Raw genomic sequence first — 15,705 nt, 5'->3', positions numbered from 1 at the left:
GATACGGCATCCTTCTTTCCTCTTCTTTTATAAAAATCTCCGATGTACCTTCTTGCCATCGTACGTGAACAAGACCTGCCGATCCTCCACAATCGTCTCCAGATGAACATTTTTCCCCCAAAGCGTGTAGACGTACGGCAATGTCTTCTCCACGTATTTGACGTCCAGCTCAAGCCCCTCAAAATGATGCTTCAGCAAAAGCTCCCCTGAACGTAAATAATCTCCATCGTGAACGAGCACGTATGGAAAGCCTCCGTTGACTCTTGTGCCAGCCAGCCCGTCACGTACCTGCTCCCACTGCTTCTCGGCCACGACCCATTCATTGCCCTGCTTGCCGAACATATACAAATCCAGATCGCTCACCAAATCCTTGGTCAGGAAATTGCTGATAAAACTGATGTCTGATTCCAGCTCCCGTACTTCAAAAATTTTGGCACGACCTTCTCCTGGCTTGCGGCCGTAGCGCTCTTGCTCTTCTTTGGTCGGATTATCCCATCGCTTTTCAATATCCTCCAAAATTTTAAGGCCGAGATGATACGGATTAATACTGGTCGTCGATGGCTGGATGACAGAAGAATGCAGCTTGGCAAACTCAATCGTCTCCGCTTCTGTTAGCTCCATTTCCCGCAGGATACGCATATGCCAGTAGGTCGCCCAGCCTTCGTTCATGATCTTCGTCTCGAGCTGTGGCCAGAAATACAGCATCTCGTCTCGAATAATCGTCAGCACATCACGCTGCCAATCCTCTAGCACAGTGCTGTACTCCATAATAAACAGCAATAAGTCCTTCTCCGGAGCAGGCGGGAATTTGCGGACCGCTTTGGTTTGATCAGCCGCTTCCTGCTTCTCGCTTCGGTCCAATCCCCATAAATCATCGTATGGAGAGGCGGACCTATCTCCCTTTGACTTTTTGGGTGAGACATCCCCTTCTTTTTTCCATCGCAGTTTCGGTCGGAGCAGACTGGGATCGATGTGCTCCTGAACGGCAAGACTGGCATCCAGCAGGTTTTCTACCGCTTCTTTTCCGTGCTCAATCTCATACTGCCGAATCCGCTCTCCGCTGGCAGCCATGCTCTCTACCATGTCTCGATTGGTATTGGAAAAACGCATATTGTTTTTGAAAAAGTCGCAGTGCGCCAGTACGTGGGCGACGATCAGCTTGTTTTGGATCAGCGAGTTGCCATCCAGCAAAAACGCGTAGCACGGATTGGAGTTAATCACCAGCTCGTAAATTTTGCTCAGGTTGAGATCGTACTGCAGTTTCATCCGATAAAAGCTTTTTCCGAAGCTCCAATGCGAGAATCTCGTCGGCATTCCGTACGCTCCGAACGTATAAATAATGTCCGCTGGGCAAATCTCGTATCGCATCGGATAAAAATCCAAGTTGAAGCCCTTGGCGATTTCCGTAATCTCATCAATCGATCGCTCAAGCTCTTTGCGCTCGTCGCTGGTCAAGGCCGTTCCCCCCCCATTTGCCAAAGCCTACAATATGTATATGGGGAACGCGTGCAAAAGAAGCCAGATTTTCTCCAAAAAGTAGTGATTCGCACATTTCCCGAAAAAGAAAAAAAAGGCGCATTCCGCGCCTTTCCCCTTACTTTTTGAGCAATTCATTAGGAACCTTTGGGCTGTTCGTGAGCCAAGGAGAGGCTACATTGACGGTAGTAACAGCAACAACTGACAAGAAGCTTGCAAATCCAAACGTAGCTGCTTTGGTCATTTTCTCCATCATTTTCCGCATATTTTTCACCTCCTTTTCCTGATTAAAAAAAGGGATTGTACAAACAGAGCCTTAGTGATGATCGGCCATGCAATAAACACACTCGCCAGAACTATCGCAATGGAAATCGCTTTTAACAGCGGATAATACTTGCTGGGAATTCGCGATTGATTTTCGATTTTGGATGGGGCGAACCAAGCGACAAGAATCAGGCTGATCCCACTCATGATTTGGCAGAGCTTGTCCGTTACAGGTATGAGGGGAACGACTGCAGCCAGCGTGATTGATACGATTGCACATCCAAGTGCAGAAGACAAATGGTAGCCGCCAGAGACTTGCCGCAATAGGGCAAATGCGACTAAAAAAATGATGGTTGCTTTCAAGGTCCCTAAGATCGCCCCGATGAGCAAGGAAGCTATGATGACCGTCACGCCATTTAACAAAATGATTAACGCATACTCCATCCTCTCAACTGATTGAGGTACCTCTGGATTTATCCTTTTAATACCTGTAGCAATTCTTAATGCGATCGCTTCTATCAATGTGCTCGCCTCGCAATTATGTATGAAAAAATGATAATGATGAACAGCGACAATGCCAGCATCACGATGATCTCACTGCCATTCCCACCCGTAATGAGCAAATAGTAGCCCATGCTAAAAATGAAAATGAGGCTGACAACGAGTCCAAGCAAAATAAAATTCATCTTGTTCTTAAATACGACAGCTTTTCCATGGGGGATATCGAATCCAGGAACGAGTGAGCGGATGCCTTTTGCCATGAAAAAAACAGATAGGATCGTAATGGCCTGCAAAATATAATACGGCCCCTCTCTGCTAAGTACTTGCTCGAGAGACACGATGTTCAGCCATTCGAGAACGCTTAGAACAACAAACACTTGCCAAAAACCATAGATGACATAAATGGAGCTCAATAGAATGGAATAGAGTAAATGGAAGTGAAAAACACTACGAAGTAAGAGGGAGAAGATAGCAATCTGCACAAAGGAGGAGTATTTTTCTAGTTGAAAGCCATATCTCATGGCAAAGGAGACGAATGTGAGCATCAAGCACGAGATAAAAATTTCTGTGAAATACTCTCGAGATCCTGATTTGATAAGAGAAAATAGAAAAGCAAAGATAGCCATATATTCTAAAACAGAACCAACGACAAACAAAATAATTTCCATGTTTATCAATAATCCTCCTTTAGCTATCCACAGTATACTGTATATTTTTTACAGATACTGTCGAACGATGGCGCCAAATCATAATTTTATGACTTTTTTACCAAAAAGTTGCAGAATTGACAAAGCTAGATTCAGACTATTCTACTTATCTAGCGAAAAAATACGAAAAAACATGGTCTTTTTTACGCAGGGAAAAAGGCATCCCCCTAAGGAGACACCTTTGTCTGTGCAATCGGGTATACATCCCTTTTTAGCGCTGGAACCAGTCGCGTACACCTGTATAGATAAGAGCACCCGAGAAGACCAGCATGGCAATCAGGCCAATTCCATCAACCAACGGATTCAATCCGTTCAGAAATGTACCATCCAACGGTGTTTTGAGCAAAGCGTATCCGCCAACAAGACCACCAGCAAGAGAGAGCCATTTATTCATGTCCGTTTTTCACCTCCCGCCCCAGCGGTTGACAGTGTGTCCGCTGTGATACTTCAATTTATGTCCGGAGTTGACAAGCGGTCTGTACGCGAGTCCAAACCTCGTTCATCAAATTGCAATTGGGCAAGGGTAGTCCAGTTACGGTAAAATAGATATCGGACACAGGTGTAGGTTTGAATGTAAAAGGGGAGTGACTCACTCGTGAAATTGTTTTTGATGATTGGGAGTATCAGCGGCTTTCTTTCTGTTGCGCTTGGCGCTTTTGGTGCCCATGCCCTTAAGGAAAAGCTGGATGAGTATTCGATAGGGATCTTCCATACAGGCGTTACCTACCAGACGACACACGCCCTGGCTCTCGTGCTGGTTGCCTTGCTGCTCAAATGGTATCCGGAATCCTCTGGACTGGTGTGGGCTGGATGGTGCTTTGTCGCTGGAACGCTGATCTTCTCAGGAAGCCTGTATACATTGGCTATGACTGGAATCAAGGTCCTCGGGGCGATCACACCGATTGGCGGCTTGCTGTTCCTCATCGGCTGGGCCCTGCTCGCCATTCATGCTTGGAAATCAGTCTCTTAATATGATGTCATAAGCGAGCGCCCAATCCCTGCACAAAGCAGTTGATTCGGGCGCTTTTCTTTTGCGAGGAAAGGGTCGCCTGCCGATCAGAGAAGCGGTTCGCGTGCTTTTGGAGGCGGGGGTTGACATCTTTTCTCCCGAGGTGTTTCGTGCAACCGCACCCTAGCTGTACGATTGCCATATACTACAGGGCTAGCACATCCCAAAAGGAGCATTAGCCCATGACAAAGCCCTCCTATAGCAGGCCGTCCTCCTACTTTTACGGCATGCCAGATGTATACATGCAGATGGGATACTATCCTTTTCCTACCCCGCCTGCACCAGAACAAATACCCATGAATGTCCACGTTCCCTATGCCATGTCGATGGCGTCCCAAAGCAAATACTACATGGGGCAAACCGAAAGGATCGTCGCCAATGACAACGATCAGGGCTTCGGAGCTTTGAGCAATCCACTGCGCTCCCATTCTCTTCTCTACGTCCAAAACTGGTCGATCACAAACAGCTCTGCGCAGCCTCTCACCATTCATATATGGTTCGGAAAAGCAGAATCCATCGTTGGTGGCAAAACCTCGCAGCAGGTGACATCTGGCTTTGTCCAGCCGCCGCCTTGTCCGGCTGCACAGGGTCAACTCCTCTTTGGCCGTAGCGGTGGCGACATTACGCGAGAGGGCATCGCAGTCTCTACACGTATCGTTCCACCAATGACGACGATAGAGGGTCATGCAAATGGACAATGGATTCTCGGCCCCGGAATGGCATTGATGGTTTATGCGCCGCAGTCGGAAGAAGCCACGTCCTTCTTTTTCTCCGTCGATTGGTGGGAACAACCTGGATTCGGGTAATGGAAAACCGCTTGCGCGAGCGGTTTTTTGTTTTGCTCGCAGCTCTCTTGCGTACAATTATCCCCTTTTCCTTCTATGCAAAAGGATTTATGCTAACGGATGAAGTAATAAAGTAAGATGTGAATTGTCTTTTATGCCGGAATCGCACGGAAGAGCAAACCGATTTCTTTTTATCCAAATCGAATATGCGCAAAGCATTGCTTCATAATAGTAATGGTAATGAAACCAGAATAGGGTGAGATGTTGAGTAGAAAAGTAGCTTTAATCACTGGTGGAGCCACTGGGATTGGCAATCGGATCGTACGTGAAATGGCAAAGCATCAATATGATCTCGTCATTAACTACCGGTCAAATGAAAAAGAGGCTAAAGCAGTAGCCACCTATGTAGAGGAGCACTACCACGTGAAAACGCTCTGTATCAAAGGCGATGTCGCGAGCATCGACGATGTAAATGAACTCGTTGATCATGCCCTCGAACAATTTTCCACCATTGACGTCCTGATCAATAATGCCGGACCGTTCGTATTTGACTATAAAAATCTCGTAGACTATGATTTGGACGAATGGAAATATATGGTGGATGGCAATTTAAGCTCTGTCTTTTATCTGGCAAAACGCATCGTCCCACTCATGCGGCAAAAAAAGTGGGGGCGCATCATTAATTTCGGTTATCATCTGGCGGAGACAGCTCCTGGCTGGTCACAGCGGGCAGCCTATGCCGCTGCAAAGACAGGCTTGGTTTCGCTGACCAAAAGCCTGGCAATTGAAGAAGCACCTCATGGGATTACCGTGAATATGGTCAATCTCGGGGATATCGTTCATCCATGGAAAGAAGCGAGTATAGCAGATGTCGCCGGACTGGATAACAACAATACGCCAATCGGTCGACTGGGAACGGGCGAGGACATTGCGCGGGTCGTCGAGTTTCTCACGCAAGAGAAGTCTGATTTCATAACAGGGGCGGTCATTCCCGTAACAGGCGGGAAAACAAGCTTTATTTAGCGCACACAGCGTACCTATGGTCCATACAAAAACAAGAAGGTTGCAGGATAATCGTCCAGCAACCTTCCTTTATTATTTTTGGTATCCCTCAATAAACGACTCGACTAATTGAATGGTGTATTCAATATCCTCCAGCTGGACCATCCCTGTCGCAGAATGAATATAGCGCGAAGGAACAGAGACGCATCCGGTGACCGCTCCCCTGCCAGAAATACTCATCGTATACGCATCCGTCGATCCTCCAAGACCGACGCCCCGCTGGTATGGAATCGAATAGCGCTCTGCCGCTTCGACCAGCTTTCGGGTTAACCGTTTCGGCACGTTGTTACCCGCTCCCGTGCTCGGTTCCCATTCGTAAAACAAAATGACTGGCCCTTTGCCGATTGCAATCGGGCTGATTTTTTCGTCCATTCTTGGTGTGCCGCCTGATAAAGCCACATCCAATGCCAGCGCTACATCAGGTTGAATCGCGTACGCTGCCGTGCCTGCTCCACGCAAGCCCACCTCTTCCTGTACCGATGCTACCGCATATACCGTGGGACCAATGGATTTCGCCGCGAGTCGCTTCATGACCTCGATCATCACTGTGCAGCCCGCTCGATTATCAACGGATTTTCCCGTATACATCGTGCTGCCATTCAAAAACTGGCCCCTCCGGTGGAAGGTGATGTAATCGCCGACCTGAACGCCGAGCGCAAGCGTTGCTTCCCGATTCGTGGTACCGACATCCAGATACAGCTCCTCCATAGGAATCGCAAGCTTCGATTCCTCTTCGGATACAAGATGTGCAGGCTTGCTCCCCGTGATCCCGAGTATCTGCCCCTGATCTGTATGAATCGCGAGCACCTGATTCATGACCATGCGACTATCATGATAGCCAACGGGTAAAAAGGACACAAATCCTTTTTCATCGATATGATTCACGACAAATCCGATTTCGTCCATATGAGCGCAGAGCATGATCTTCTGCTCGGCATTGCTTCCCCGTTTCACAAATACCTGATTGCCGAGAGCATCTTCATAGAAATCATCTACGCAGGGGCGCAGCTCTTTTTGCATATAGGCAGCTACTCGTTCTTCATCGCCAGACACCCCAGGAATCGCATCCAGCTCTGCTAACCGTTTTCCCAGTTGCTCCAATCCGTCCATGAAAGCCCCTCCCCAACTCCAGAAATGAATTCTCTTTCGTCCTTCTTCAAGCGATTGAGACGTTTTTTCTATTTCTCTCCTGGCAAAAAGGCATTTCGCAGCCCCGCGGCAATCTCATCCAGAGCAGTCTTGCTCTGATCTACTTCTCCCGAAAAATTGAGAAAGGTATGCACCATACCCTCATAACGGATTGCAGTGGCCTTTACACCATGCTCGACTAAACGTGCTGCATACGCTTCGCCATCATCACGAATCGGATCAAACTCTGCTGTGACCACCAAAGCAGGGGGCAATCCGCTCAGATCGCTCGCCAAAAGTGGAGCTACAAGCGGATTCTTTTCATCATCAGGACCGTTCAAATAATGATCGCGGAACCAAACCATCTCATCCACAGTCAAATTGTATTTGTTGCCGCATTCGATGCAAGATTGTGAGTCTAAACCAAAATAAACCGCAGGATAAATCAGCAGCTGATAAATAATCGCAGGTCCTCCCCCGTCCCTCGCCAGTAGCGAGACGACCGCAGCCAGGTTTCCTCCTGCACTTTCGCCGCCGACGGCAATCCGCGTAGCATCTCCCCCAAATGACGCCGCGTTTTCAGCCACCCACTTTGTAGCGAAATATGCATCCTCCATCGCAGCCGGGAATTTATGCTCAGGAGCAAGTCGATAATCGACGGAGACAACCACACAATTCGCAGACCATGCCAAATAGCGGCAAATGTTATGCGTCGTATCCAGATCACCAAGCACAAAACCTCCACCGTGAAAAAATACGAGAACAGGATGAGGTCCAGGTCCTTCTGGGGTATAAATACGAATCGGGATTTCTGTATCCGGGCTAACAAGTGTCCTGTCTTCAATGGACGCAACAGGCGCGATTACCTCCTTCATCTGTGTGCGTGAATAGGAAAACGCCTCTCTGATTTCGGAAAGGGGCGCTGTCTCGATCGAAGGAAAATTCAGCTCTGCCAGTCTGCTTAGCACTGCCTGCACTTGTGGATGTACTCCCATTTTTCCTGCCTCCTCATACTGGATTGAATATTTTTTATCGAAATATTCTGTTTTATCTTCACGCACGCTGTGACCCCAGATCATCCTGAAACTCATTACAATGGGAGGTCACGCTTCCTCATTTTTTTGACTGCGGATTTCATCCAGATAACTGTATAACGTGACTTTGGATATTTTTAATTCTGCCGCTACTCTCTCCAGTGCACCTTTTATCAAAAATACACCTTTTTTATCCATGAACCCAACGATATGTAGCTTTTCGTTCTTGTCCATGTCATCTGCATCCTTCTCTGTAATCATCTGTGTAATGAGATTGTCTACTATTTCCCACACATTTTCGATGACTTCCACTTCGCCTTGTTTTACTGCTTCTTCTTCCATTCGGATAAAATCATCGAGAAACTCACGCGTGTTTACCAGCGACTGAATATCGATATTGATACAAAACGCTCCGATCGCTTCTCCTGCAACATCTCGTATCAGTGCTGTCGTCGATTTGATCGTACGCCCATCCACCGTCTCAGTACGATAATTGGCCACAACATCATTACTGAGCTTTTGTGACAGGAGAACCTGCGTGATCAGGTGATTGAACGATTGTCCTACGGCACGTCCTGTGACATGATTATTTACGGTGTAAATGACAGAAGACTGGGGAGAACTCAGATCATGTAGAACGACCTCGACGTTTTTTCCGAAGGTTAGCGCCATCGCTTCTGCAACCGGTATGTACCGCTTTAATTCGGCTATATGCCTGCCCATGCTTCACACTCCATCAACTCGTATCCTGATACAGTTGATTATACGGGAATAGATACATTTTTCAAGCAATTCATATAATTTATTCTATCGTTATAAGCAGTAACCGTTTTCATTGTGGATTGATGAACAATTTTATATAAAAATTTATACGGTAAAACCTGCTTTAAAATAAACTTTTCTGGCATGAATCAAAAAGCCTTGAACTTCCACACGCTAATAACCATAAAAAAACGGAGCTCCTATACAGGCACTCCGGCTGGTTTCATGTGATTATGGATAACAACACAAAAAAATGTTCTCCACCATGTTGAAAGCCCAACTTTCCTATGCTAAAATGGGAATTGGTCTTTAGGTACACAGTTTGAAACATCACAATTTATCTCCAATATAATCTTACCACATCGGATGTTGGTTGTCAAACCAAACCTTTCGACCAAAAATGGGGAAAGAAAAAGGAGCGGTTCCATGAACGCGGCTGACCAAGACAGGCAACAAGAGCAGCAACGAGTTGAGCAAGTGATTGCAGAGATTCATAAGCGGATTGACGGCCTTCGGGAGCAGGTTGGCGAGGTCGGTGCTGATATCATCAACATCCGCAAGCATTTTTGGGATGATGTCACCGTCAACTTCGAGGATGCCATAGAAGCGGTGGAAACCTACGCCAGTATCAAGCAGCAAGCTGAGGTATTGTCGGAGCGAGAGCGTATCCATCGCCATGCCCTAAATCAGTTGCGAACCTTGAACAGATTGTTGCACTCTCCCTATTTTGGCAGAATTGATTTTCGGGAGGATTTCGAGCAGCACGCTTTTCCGATTTATTTGGGGATTGCCTCCTTGCTTGATGAAAACGAAGAAGACTTTCTCGTGTATGACTGGCGCGCACCGATTTCCAGTCTGTACTACGATTATTCGCCTGGACCCGTCCAGTATGAGACACCGAACGGTACTGTCGTTGGGGAAATGACCGGTAAGCGCCAGTATGTCATCCGCGATGGACGCCTGCTCCACATGTTTGATACTGGTGTTACGATCGGCGACGAGCTTTTGCAGGAGGTGCTCGGCAAACAGGCTGACTCTCAAATGAAAAGCATCGTGGCAACGATCCAGCGTGATCAAAACCGCATCATCCGCAACGAGCGCAGCCGACTCGTCATCGTATCAGGTGCAGCAGGGAGTGGAAAAACCTCTGCAGCCTTGCAACGCGTCGCCTATTTGCTCTACCGTTACCGCCAGATATTACGCGCCGACCAGATTGTTTTGTTCTCCCCCAATTCGCTGTTTAACAGCTACGTATCGACTGTTTTACCTGAGCTGGGCGAGGAAAATATGCAGCAAACCACCTTTCAGGAGTATACCGAGCACCGGCTTGGCCACCAGTTTGAACTGGAAAGCCCATTGGTGCAAATGGAATACGTGCTGACTGCGATGAAGCTGCCCGGGTACAAGGAGCGTCTGGAAGGAATTCAAATGAAGTCGTCCGTCCTGTTTATGCAGGCGATTGATCAATATGTATCACAGCTCAAGCAATCAGGGATTCTCTTTTCCCCAATCATCTTTCGAGGCAAGGTCCTGATCAGCGCCGAGCATATTCGGGACATCTTTTACTCGTTCGATACCAATCTGCCCATTCCTAATCGAATGAATCTCGTGGCTAAAAAATTGCTTGGCGAGCTGAAGATTTTGGAGCAACGCGAGCGAACGAAGCCATGGGTCGAGGACGAAATGGAGCTGCTCGATAAAGATACGTATGCCGCCGTTTACCAAGAGCTGCGCAAGAAAAAGCAATTCCGTGATGATACCTTCGACGATTTTGACCGGGAACAGGAATTGCTGGCGGCCAAGATTGTCAAACGGCATTTCCAGCCCGTTCGTGCGTCCATTCGGGTGCTGCAATTCATCGACACCCCTGTCATCTACCAGCAGCTTTTCTCACAGCCTGCCTTGCTTCGGTCATTACTCCCTGCCAAAACAGAGCTTCCTCGTTACTGGGAAGTTATCTGTGAGCAGACTCTCGAAAAATTGGCAAAAGGTGAGCTCGCTTATGAGGATATTCCTCCCTATTTGTATTTGCAGGAGCGGCTGGAGGGCTTCCAAACGAATAATCTCGTTCGCCACATCTTTATTGACGAAGCACAGGATTACTCGCCATTTCAATTTGCTCTCATCCAGCGCCTCTTTCCACGCGCGAAAATGACCGTCTTGGGCGATTGGAATCAGGCGATTTACGCACATGCCTACCAAAGCGACAGCTTCGACGCCGTAAGCTCGCTGTATGATCCGCAGGAAACAGAGACGTTCGTTTTGACAAAAACCTATCGTTCGACGCGGCCCATCGTGGAATTTACCCGTCAAATTGTAGCGGGTGGCGAGCTGATCGAGCCGTTCAATCGGGACGGACATGAACCAAGTGTGACTGAGGCGCCCGATCAAGAAGCGCTGACCGACATGATCGTGTCACGAATCAAGGAGCTGTCCGCAAACGGTCATCAAACAATCGCGGTGATCACCAAAACAACTGCGGAGGCACAGACTGCCTACGAAGCCCTGCATGAGAAGCTCCCGATTCGACTTATCGGCACGACAACCACCTCGTACGATGCAAGCACCCTGCTCATCCCTGCCTATTTGGCCAAGGGCGTAGAGTTTGACGCTGTCATTATTTACAATGCATCCAGTGATTGCTATGAACGGGAAAGTGAGCGAAAGCTGTTTTATACAGCGTGCACTCGCGCCATGCATGAGCTGCATCTTTACTACATTGGCGAAAAGAGCCCGTTTCTCGCGGCTGTTACACCTTAGCGGCTATGCTGGACATCCGATTTACACGAAAAAGACCTGGCTGACGACTCACTCACGTTCAGCCAGGTCTTTTTTCTGTTCGTTTTAGCCCCACACATACGGTGACGGCAAGCAGGATCAGATCAAATTCATAACCACTTTTTCCAGGTCCTCCGATAAAGCCGTTCTTCCATTTAACCGTCACAATCGCGCCTGCCATAATGACCGCAAGCCCCCATGCAGCAAAGCCTGCCCCGACTCCCAGAATCAAGGCAAGCCCACCCACCAGCTCCATTGCAAGCACAGGGTAAGCCAGCCAGCCGGGCAATCCCAGGTCGACAAACATGACCGAAACAGCGTCCATTCCTTTTTGCAGCTTGGCAAATCCATGCATGAGAAAAATAATCCCGGTCACCATCCGTAAAGCGATGAATGCTTTGTCATGAGCCATGTGATCCCTCCTCATCACTACCTTATGCCGTAAATTGGACAATCAGTAGAGGATCGTTTTACGTTCGTAACTGGATGGTTACGCCTTTTTACGTGAGACCAGCTTGAAGATCGTATTTTTGCAACGCGGGCAGCCTCGTCCCTTCAATTCTTCAATCGTCTTGAACGCTGCCTTCGCCCCCACTCGCACAGCTTCATCGCAGCGCTTGCAACGATAGGTGCGCAGAGTCTGCTTTTCTTCACCTGTATACAGCGCATCGTGAAAAGCCTGCGGGATACCTGGCGTGGTCATTTCTGTCGTCGTCAGCACAATCATCTGTCCGCGATTCCCGATCATCTGTGCGGCTTCGTATTCATTGAAATGGCTGATGACCTCGCGCACTGTCAGACCCGCCCGAACGAACTCCCGCTGCATCGCCAATGTAAAGTCAGGGGATTTGTGAGCGAATGACAAATAAATAGACAATCCTTTTTGCTTTTGCAGAGCACTGATCCCCCGCGATAAAAAGAGGGACATCCCCGAAAGTGTATACGGCGGGTCGGTGAAAAAGCAGTCGTATTTGCCATGCAGCCGCTTGGGGAGTGGTTTTCGTAAATCCGCCTGGTGGCATGTAATTGGCAGCTGGTGTTCTGCTGCGATCGCTTCAATGTATTGTAAAAACCGCTGGTCGATATCTATTACATCGATTCTGGCTGCCTGCCTTTCTGCGGACGGGTACAGTCTCTTGAGCAATAGTCCAAGTGCCACGCTCACGAGATCGTCATCGCCGACACACAAGATTTTTTTCCCGAGCAACGCTTGATCACGTAGACATAGCAGAGCGCGGCGCATGCTCGTCTCTACTGTACATTTCGACTGATCGAGCAGGACATCGACCTGTGGCCGGGTTGAGAATATTTCCTCCATGCTCGTGCGGACATCAGCAAGCTCTGCCTTCCACGCCTCGTCCTCGCTGATCAGCTTTTGAAATAAGTCATGATCCAGTCCACCATAGCCCAATGCTTTTTCTACATATTCCCGTCCACTCGTCGTGCAGCGCACACCATTTGCTTGCTCCACCGCCCCTGCCTTGATCAGCTCCTTCTTGATTGCTGTAGCAACAGGCACCGGCAGCAGCACTTTCCTCGCCAGCTCTTTGGTTGGAATATCGGGATGGAAATAGCACTCGATGAGGAACTGCTCGATTACGCGCTGGCCTTCCTGTAGATGAACCTGTTTATATGTTTCTTCGATATAATTTTTCATGGTTATGGGTAACCCTCTTTCAAAAGGAATGATGCCCACCAGAATGCAAAAAGGCAGAAAATGAACATAGTTCACCTTCTGCCAATAAAAAAACCGTGCCAAAGAGCACGGTTCTGGTAGACATTGAGATAGGTAGATGACCGCTGTTCTTAACTAATCAGGTCTGGTCATTTTTCCGCACGACAAACTCACCATCAACTACATGGTTTTTTGCGAAAAATGGACCAAGCCGTATGAAATTCCTTAGTTAAGAACGAACACCGACACAAAGACATCCCCTTTGAAAAAGTTACTTTTCATTATAGTAAAAATCAGTTACCAAATCAAGCCAAATACAGATGGTTAACTGGCCGCTTCAACCACTGCACCGCTTCCTCGCTGCTTTTTCTCATGCAGTCTTTGTCCGAGCCTGTAAAAGATCAGACTGACAAGAGCCAGACCTGCCATAACCAAAAACATCACTGGTCCACCATACGCTGACAACACCATTCCCCCTGCCCATGGACCGAGGAAGCTGCCCAGATTACTGATGCTCTGTGCGCCATAATACGTCCCTCTCATATTGGCTGGACTGATTTGGTCGATTTGCGCGTATTCAGCAGGCACGATCAATATTTCTCCCAATGTAAAGACGATCATCGCAATGATGAACCAGGTCCACGATGCTGAAAACGCAAAGCCAACTTCGCCGACAGCCATCAGGACCGCGCCACCTGCAATACGGGAAAATAAGGAGAAACGCTCCACCAACCGGGTTAAAGGAATTTGCAGCAGCAGAACCGTGAGCCCGTTTACGCTCATCATTACGCCAAACAAGGGTACACCCTCTGCGATGTTTTCCCGCAAATACTGGGACAGTGTAACAGACATCTGCCCATGCACCGTCACCAAGAGAATTCCGCCAAAAACAAAAATGAGCAAAACTACATCCCGGCTAAGCACTTGCCACATATTACTGAGGCTCGGCTTCTCTGTATTTCCTGTCCCCCGCTGCTCGGGTTTATCGACAATCCCGTACTTTTTACAGGCAAATGCCAGCACTGCCGCAAAGCACACATAGGAAATCGCTGTGAGCATAAATGCAGTACCGCTACCCGCAATTCCTAAAAAGGCACCGAGAACAGGTCCGATGGCCACGCCAAGGTTTATGGCCAGATAGCGATTGGAAAAGACTCGAAAGCGTTTATCCTCGGGGGTCAAATCCCCCATCATCACCTTGGAAACTGTGCCATAAAAAGAGGCAGCCAATCCGAGCAGCAGACTAATTACAAGCAGAGCAATCGGATGGCTGAATATGACGAAGCAGGAAAAGGCTACAGCCATCATCAGCATGGATAATATCATCAGCTTGCGTCTGCCAAACAAATCAGACAGAACCCCTCCTACAAATCCTCCGATCGTACCCGCCAGCGGTCCTGCCCCGACGATGACCCCGATATACGCAGGAGAAAGTGTCGTCGTTTCACTAAGATAGATCGCCAAAAACGGCAAGCTCATGCATTGAGTCAGCATGACAAATACGGTTCCAACCATCAATAGATGAACTACAGGATGGTAGGCCTCCCACGCTTGCTTCAGCTTGTTCATTGGTGTTTTCCCTCGCTTTCCAAAAACGCACGCAGCAGGACAGGCAGCCTGTCCACAAACATCTCACGCAAACTATAGAAAGCGACAGTAGAGCTGCCTGTGTAATGGGCACGGATCAAGCCTGCTCGGCGCAGCGCCGTGACGTGATGGTGGACTGTACTCTTGGCAAGGGAGACTTGCTTTTGCAGCTCCCCCAACGTACATGGCTTGGCGGCTAGGCAACGAAGAATCTGGAGCCTTTTTTCATCCGCCAGGCATTGGGTCATCGGAAGCAGCTCGGATATTGGGTCAGGCTGCATACGCCCCGCATCTCTTACGGGATACAAGCAAGTCGCGATTCCCCGATGAAAATCAAGCACAGAGGTAGGCGCACAGTGATACTGCGGAATCAGCACGACCTCCTGCAGCTCACCCGTCGATTCAATCCAGATGCCATTCGTGACTTGATCAATCATTTCGATTGCAGACAGGCTCTGCGCCAGCTTTTCCGTTTCCAGGGCGCTCTTTTCCAGACTTTCCAAAATACTTGGTTCCACCTTGGAAAAATAATGCTCATTCCAGCGTTTCAGCAAGGAGAGACTATGATCACGTATTTCTCCCAAATTGAGCGGAATCGTCTCCACCCACGGAGCCAGTCGTTCATAAATTTCACCGGGCGGGACATTCTCCAGCCATTCGAGAAAATCGGCAACGGATGCTTTACGCGGAGACTGCGCCACCAAGAGTACGAGTCGATGCAAGACCTCCCAACGCTCATCAGCGAGCTCGGCTGCAAAGGAATCCGGGAGCATTCGCGTCGTTTCTTCTTTCCAGACTGCTCCTAATTGGAGGTGCTTTCGTTCTTTTTCATAGATGTACACATACAGGCTGATAATACATTCGTAAGCGGCAGACCATTCAACTTTAATAGAATAGTTACTATTCATTCGATCACCATCGAATATTTATTTTTTAT

Annotated in this window: 16 protein-coding genes; 4 read left to right on the top strand and 12 right to left on the bottom strand. The window is 48.3% G+C overall.

Annotated elements, in window-relative coordinates:
• Positions 1 to 27: 27 nt before the first annotated feature.
• From ADS79_RS04275 to ADS79_RS04260, 5 genes are all read right to left on the bottom strand, one after another.
• On the bottom strand, positions 28 to 1,455 hold the full coding sequence (locus tag ADS79_RS04275) for a SpoVR family protein (protein WP_049737190.1): 1,428 nt from the start codon (positions 1,453 to 1,455) through the stop codon (positions 28 to 30).
• Between the two features lie 139 nt (positions 1,456 to 1,594).
• Positions 1,595 to 1,741, bottom strand: coding sequence for an AgrD family cyclic lactone autoinducer peptide (locus ADS79_RS34110; protein ID WP_084765618.1), 147 nt, complete (start codon positions 1,739 to 1,741; stop codon positions 1,595 to 1,597).
• A 5-nt stretch (positions 1,742 to 1,746) separates the two neighbouring features.
• Positions 1,747 to 2,262: an accessory gene regulator ArgB-like protein gene (locus ADS79_RS04270; protein ID WP_049737189.1), complete on the bottom strand. Its 516-nt coding sequence runs from the start codon at positions 2,260 to 2,262 to the stop codon at positions 1,747 to 1,749.
• The gene (locus ADS79_RS04265) at positions 2,259 to 2,909 is read right to left on the bottom strand and encodes a hypothetical protein (protein ID WP_049737188.1); all 651 of its coding nucleotides are present in this window, start codon (positions 2,907 to 2,909) and stop codon (positions 2,259 to 2,261) included. The genes ADS79_RS04270 and ADS79_RS04265 overlap by 4 nt, the downstream gene beginning before the upstream one ends.
• 250 nt (positions 2,910 to 3,159) lie before the next feature.
• Positions 3,160 to 3,342, bottom strand: coding sequence for a hypothetical protein (locus ADS79_RS04260; RefSeq protein ID WP_049737187.1), 183 nt, complete (start codon positions 3,340 to 3,342; stop codon positions 3,160 to 3,162).
• A 201-nt stretch (positions 3,343 to 3,543) separates the two neighbouring features.
• Here ADS79_RS04260 and ADS79_RS04255 point away from each other — a divergent pair, with 201 nt between their 5' ends.
• From ADS79_RS04255 to ADS79_RS04245, 3 genes are all read left to right on the top strand, one after another.
• On the top strand, positions 3,544 to 3,918 hold the full coding sequence (locus ADS79_RS04255; protein WP_049737186.1) for a DUF423 domain-containing protein: 375 nt from the start codon (positions 3,544 to 3,546) through the stop codon (positions 3,916 to 3,918).
• A 221-nt stretch (positions 3,919 to 4,139) separates the two neighbouring features.
• Positions 4,140 to 4,763 (top strand): DUF6143 family protein, encoded by a 624-nt coding sequence (locus ADS79_RS04250; protein ID WP_049737185.1) that lies wholly within the window; start codon positions 4,140 to 4,142, stop codon positions 4,761 to 4,763.
• Positions 4,764 to 5,006: 243 nt separating this feature from the next.
• On the top strand, positions 5,007 to 5,765 hold the full coding sequence (locus tag ADS79_RS04245; protein ID WP_141260920.1) for an SDR family oxidoreductase: 759 nt from the start codon (positions 5,007 to 5,009) through the stop codon (positions 5,763 to 5,765).
• Positions 5,766 to 5,837: 72 nt separating this feature from the next.
• On the opposite strand, the gene ADS79_RS04240 is transcribed toward ADS79_RS04245, so the two are convergent.
• From ADS79_RS04240 to ADS79_RS04230, 3 genes are all read right to left on the bottom strand, one after another.
• Positions 5,838 to 6,914, bottom strand: a complete 1,077-nt coding sequence (locus ADS79_RS04240; protein ID WP_049737183.1) for a M42 family metallopeptidase — start codon at positions 6,912 to 6,914, stop codon at positions 5,838 to 5,840.
• Positions 6,915 to 6,982: 68 nt separating this feature from the next.
• Complete coding sequence (locus ADS79_RS04235; RefSeq protein WP_049738128.1) at positions 6,983 to 7,927, bottom strand: alpha/beta hydrolase; 945 nt, start codon at positions 7,925 to 7,927, stop codon at positions 6,983 to 6,985.
• A 108-nt stretch (positions 7,928 to 8,035) separates the two neighbouring features.
• Positions 8,036 to 8,689, bottom strand: a complete 654-nt coding sequence (locus tag ADS79_RS04230) for a helix-turn-helix transcriptional regulator (protein WP_049737182.1) — start codon at positions 8,687 to 8,689, stop codon at positions 8,036 to 8,038.
• A gap of 465 nt (positions 8,690 to 9,154) precedes the next feature.
• Between ADS79_RS04230 and helD the strand changes: the two genes are divergently transcribed.
• The gene (helD, locus tag ADS79_RS04225; RefSeq protein WP_049737181.1) at positions 9,155 to 11,488 is read left to right on the top strand and encodes an RNA polymerase recycling motor HelD; all 2,334 of its coding nucleotides are present in this window, start codon (positions 9,155 to 9,157) and stop codon (positions 11,486 to 11,488) included.
• Between the two features lie 58 nt (positions 11,489 to 11,546).
• On the opposite strand, the gene ADS79_RS04220 is transcribed toward helD, so the two are convergent.
• From ADS79_RS04220 to ADS79_RS04205, 4 genes are all read right to left on the bottom strand, one after another.
• The gene (locus tag ADS79_RS04220; RefSeq protein ID WP_049737180.1) at positions 11,547 to 11,918 is read right to left on the bottom strand and encodes a DoxX family protein; all 372 of its coding nucleotides are present in this window, start codon (positions 11,916 to 11,918) and stop codon (positions 11,547 to 11,549) included.
• A gap of 78 nt (positions 11,919 to 11,996) precedes the next feature.
• A complete protein-coding gene (locus ADS79_RS04215) occupies positions 11,997 to 13,163 on the bottom strand; it encodes a bis-aminopropyl spermidine synthase family protein (protein ID WP_049737179.1) in 1,167 nt (388 codons plus the stop codon).
• Positions 13,164 to 13,505: 342 nt separating this feature from the next.
• Entirely contained in the window at positions 13,506 to 14,750 is a 1,245-nt protein-coding gene (locus tag ADS79_RS04210; protein ID WP_049737178.1) for an MDR family MFS transporter, read from the bottom strand.
• Positions 14,747 to 15,676, bottom strand: a complete 930-nt coding sequence (locus ADS79_RS04205) for an ArsR/SmtB family transcription factor (RefSeq protein WP_049737177.1) — start codon at positions 15,674 to 15,676, stop codon at positions 14,747 to 14,749. Before ADS79_RS04205 ends, ADS79_RS04210 begins: the two co-directional genes overlap by 4 nt.
• Positions 15,677 to 15,705: the final 29 nt, after the last annotated feature.

It is taken from the genome of Brevibacillus reuszeri (assembly GCF_001187725.1).
GTDB classification, from domain to species: domain Bacteria; phylum Bacillota; class Bacilli; order Brevibacillales; family Brevibacillaceae; genus Brevibacillus; species Brevibacillus reuszeri.
This window is presented reverse-complemented; position numbering and strand designations above follow the sequence as displayed.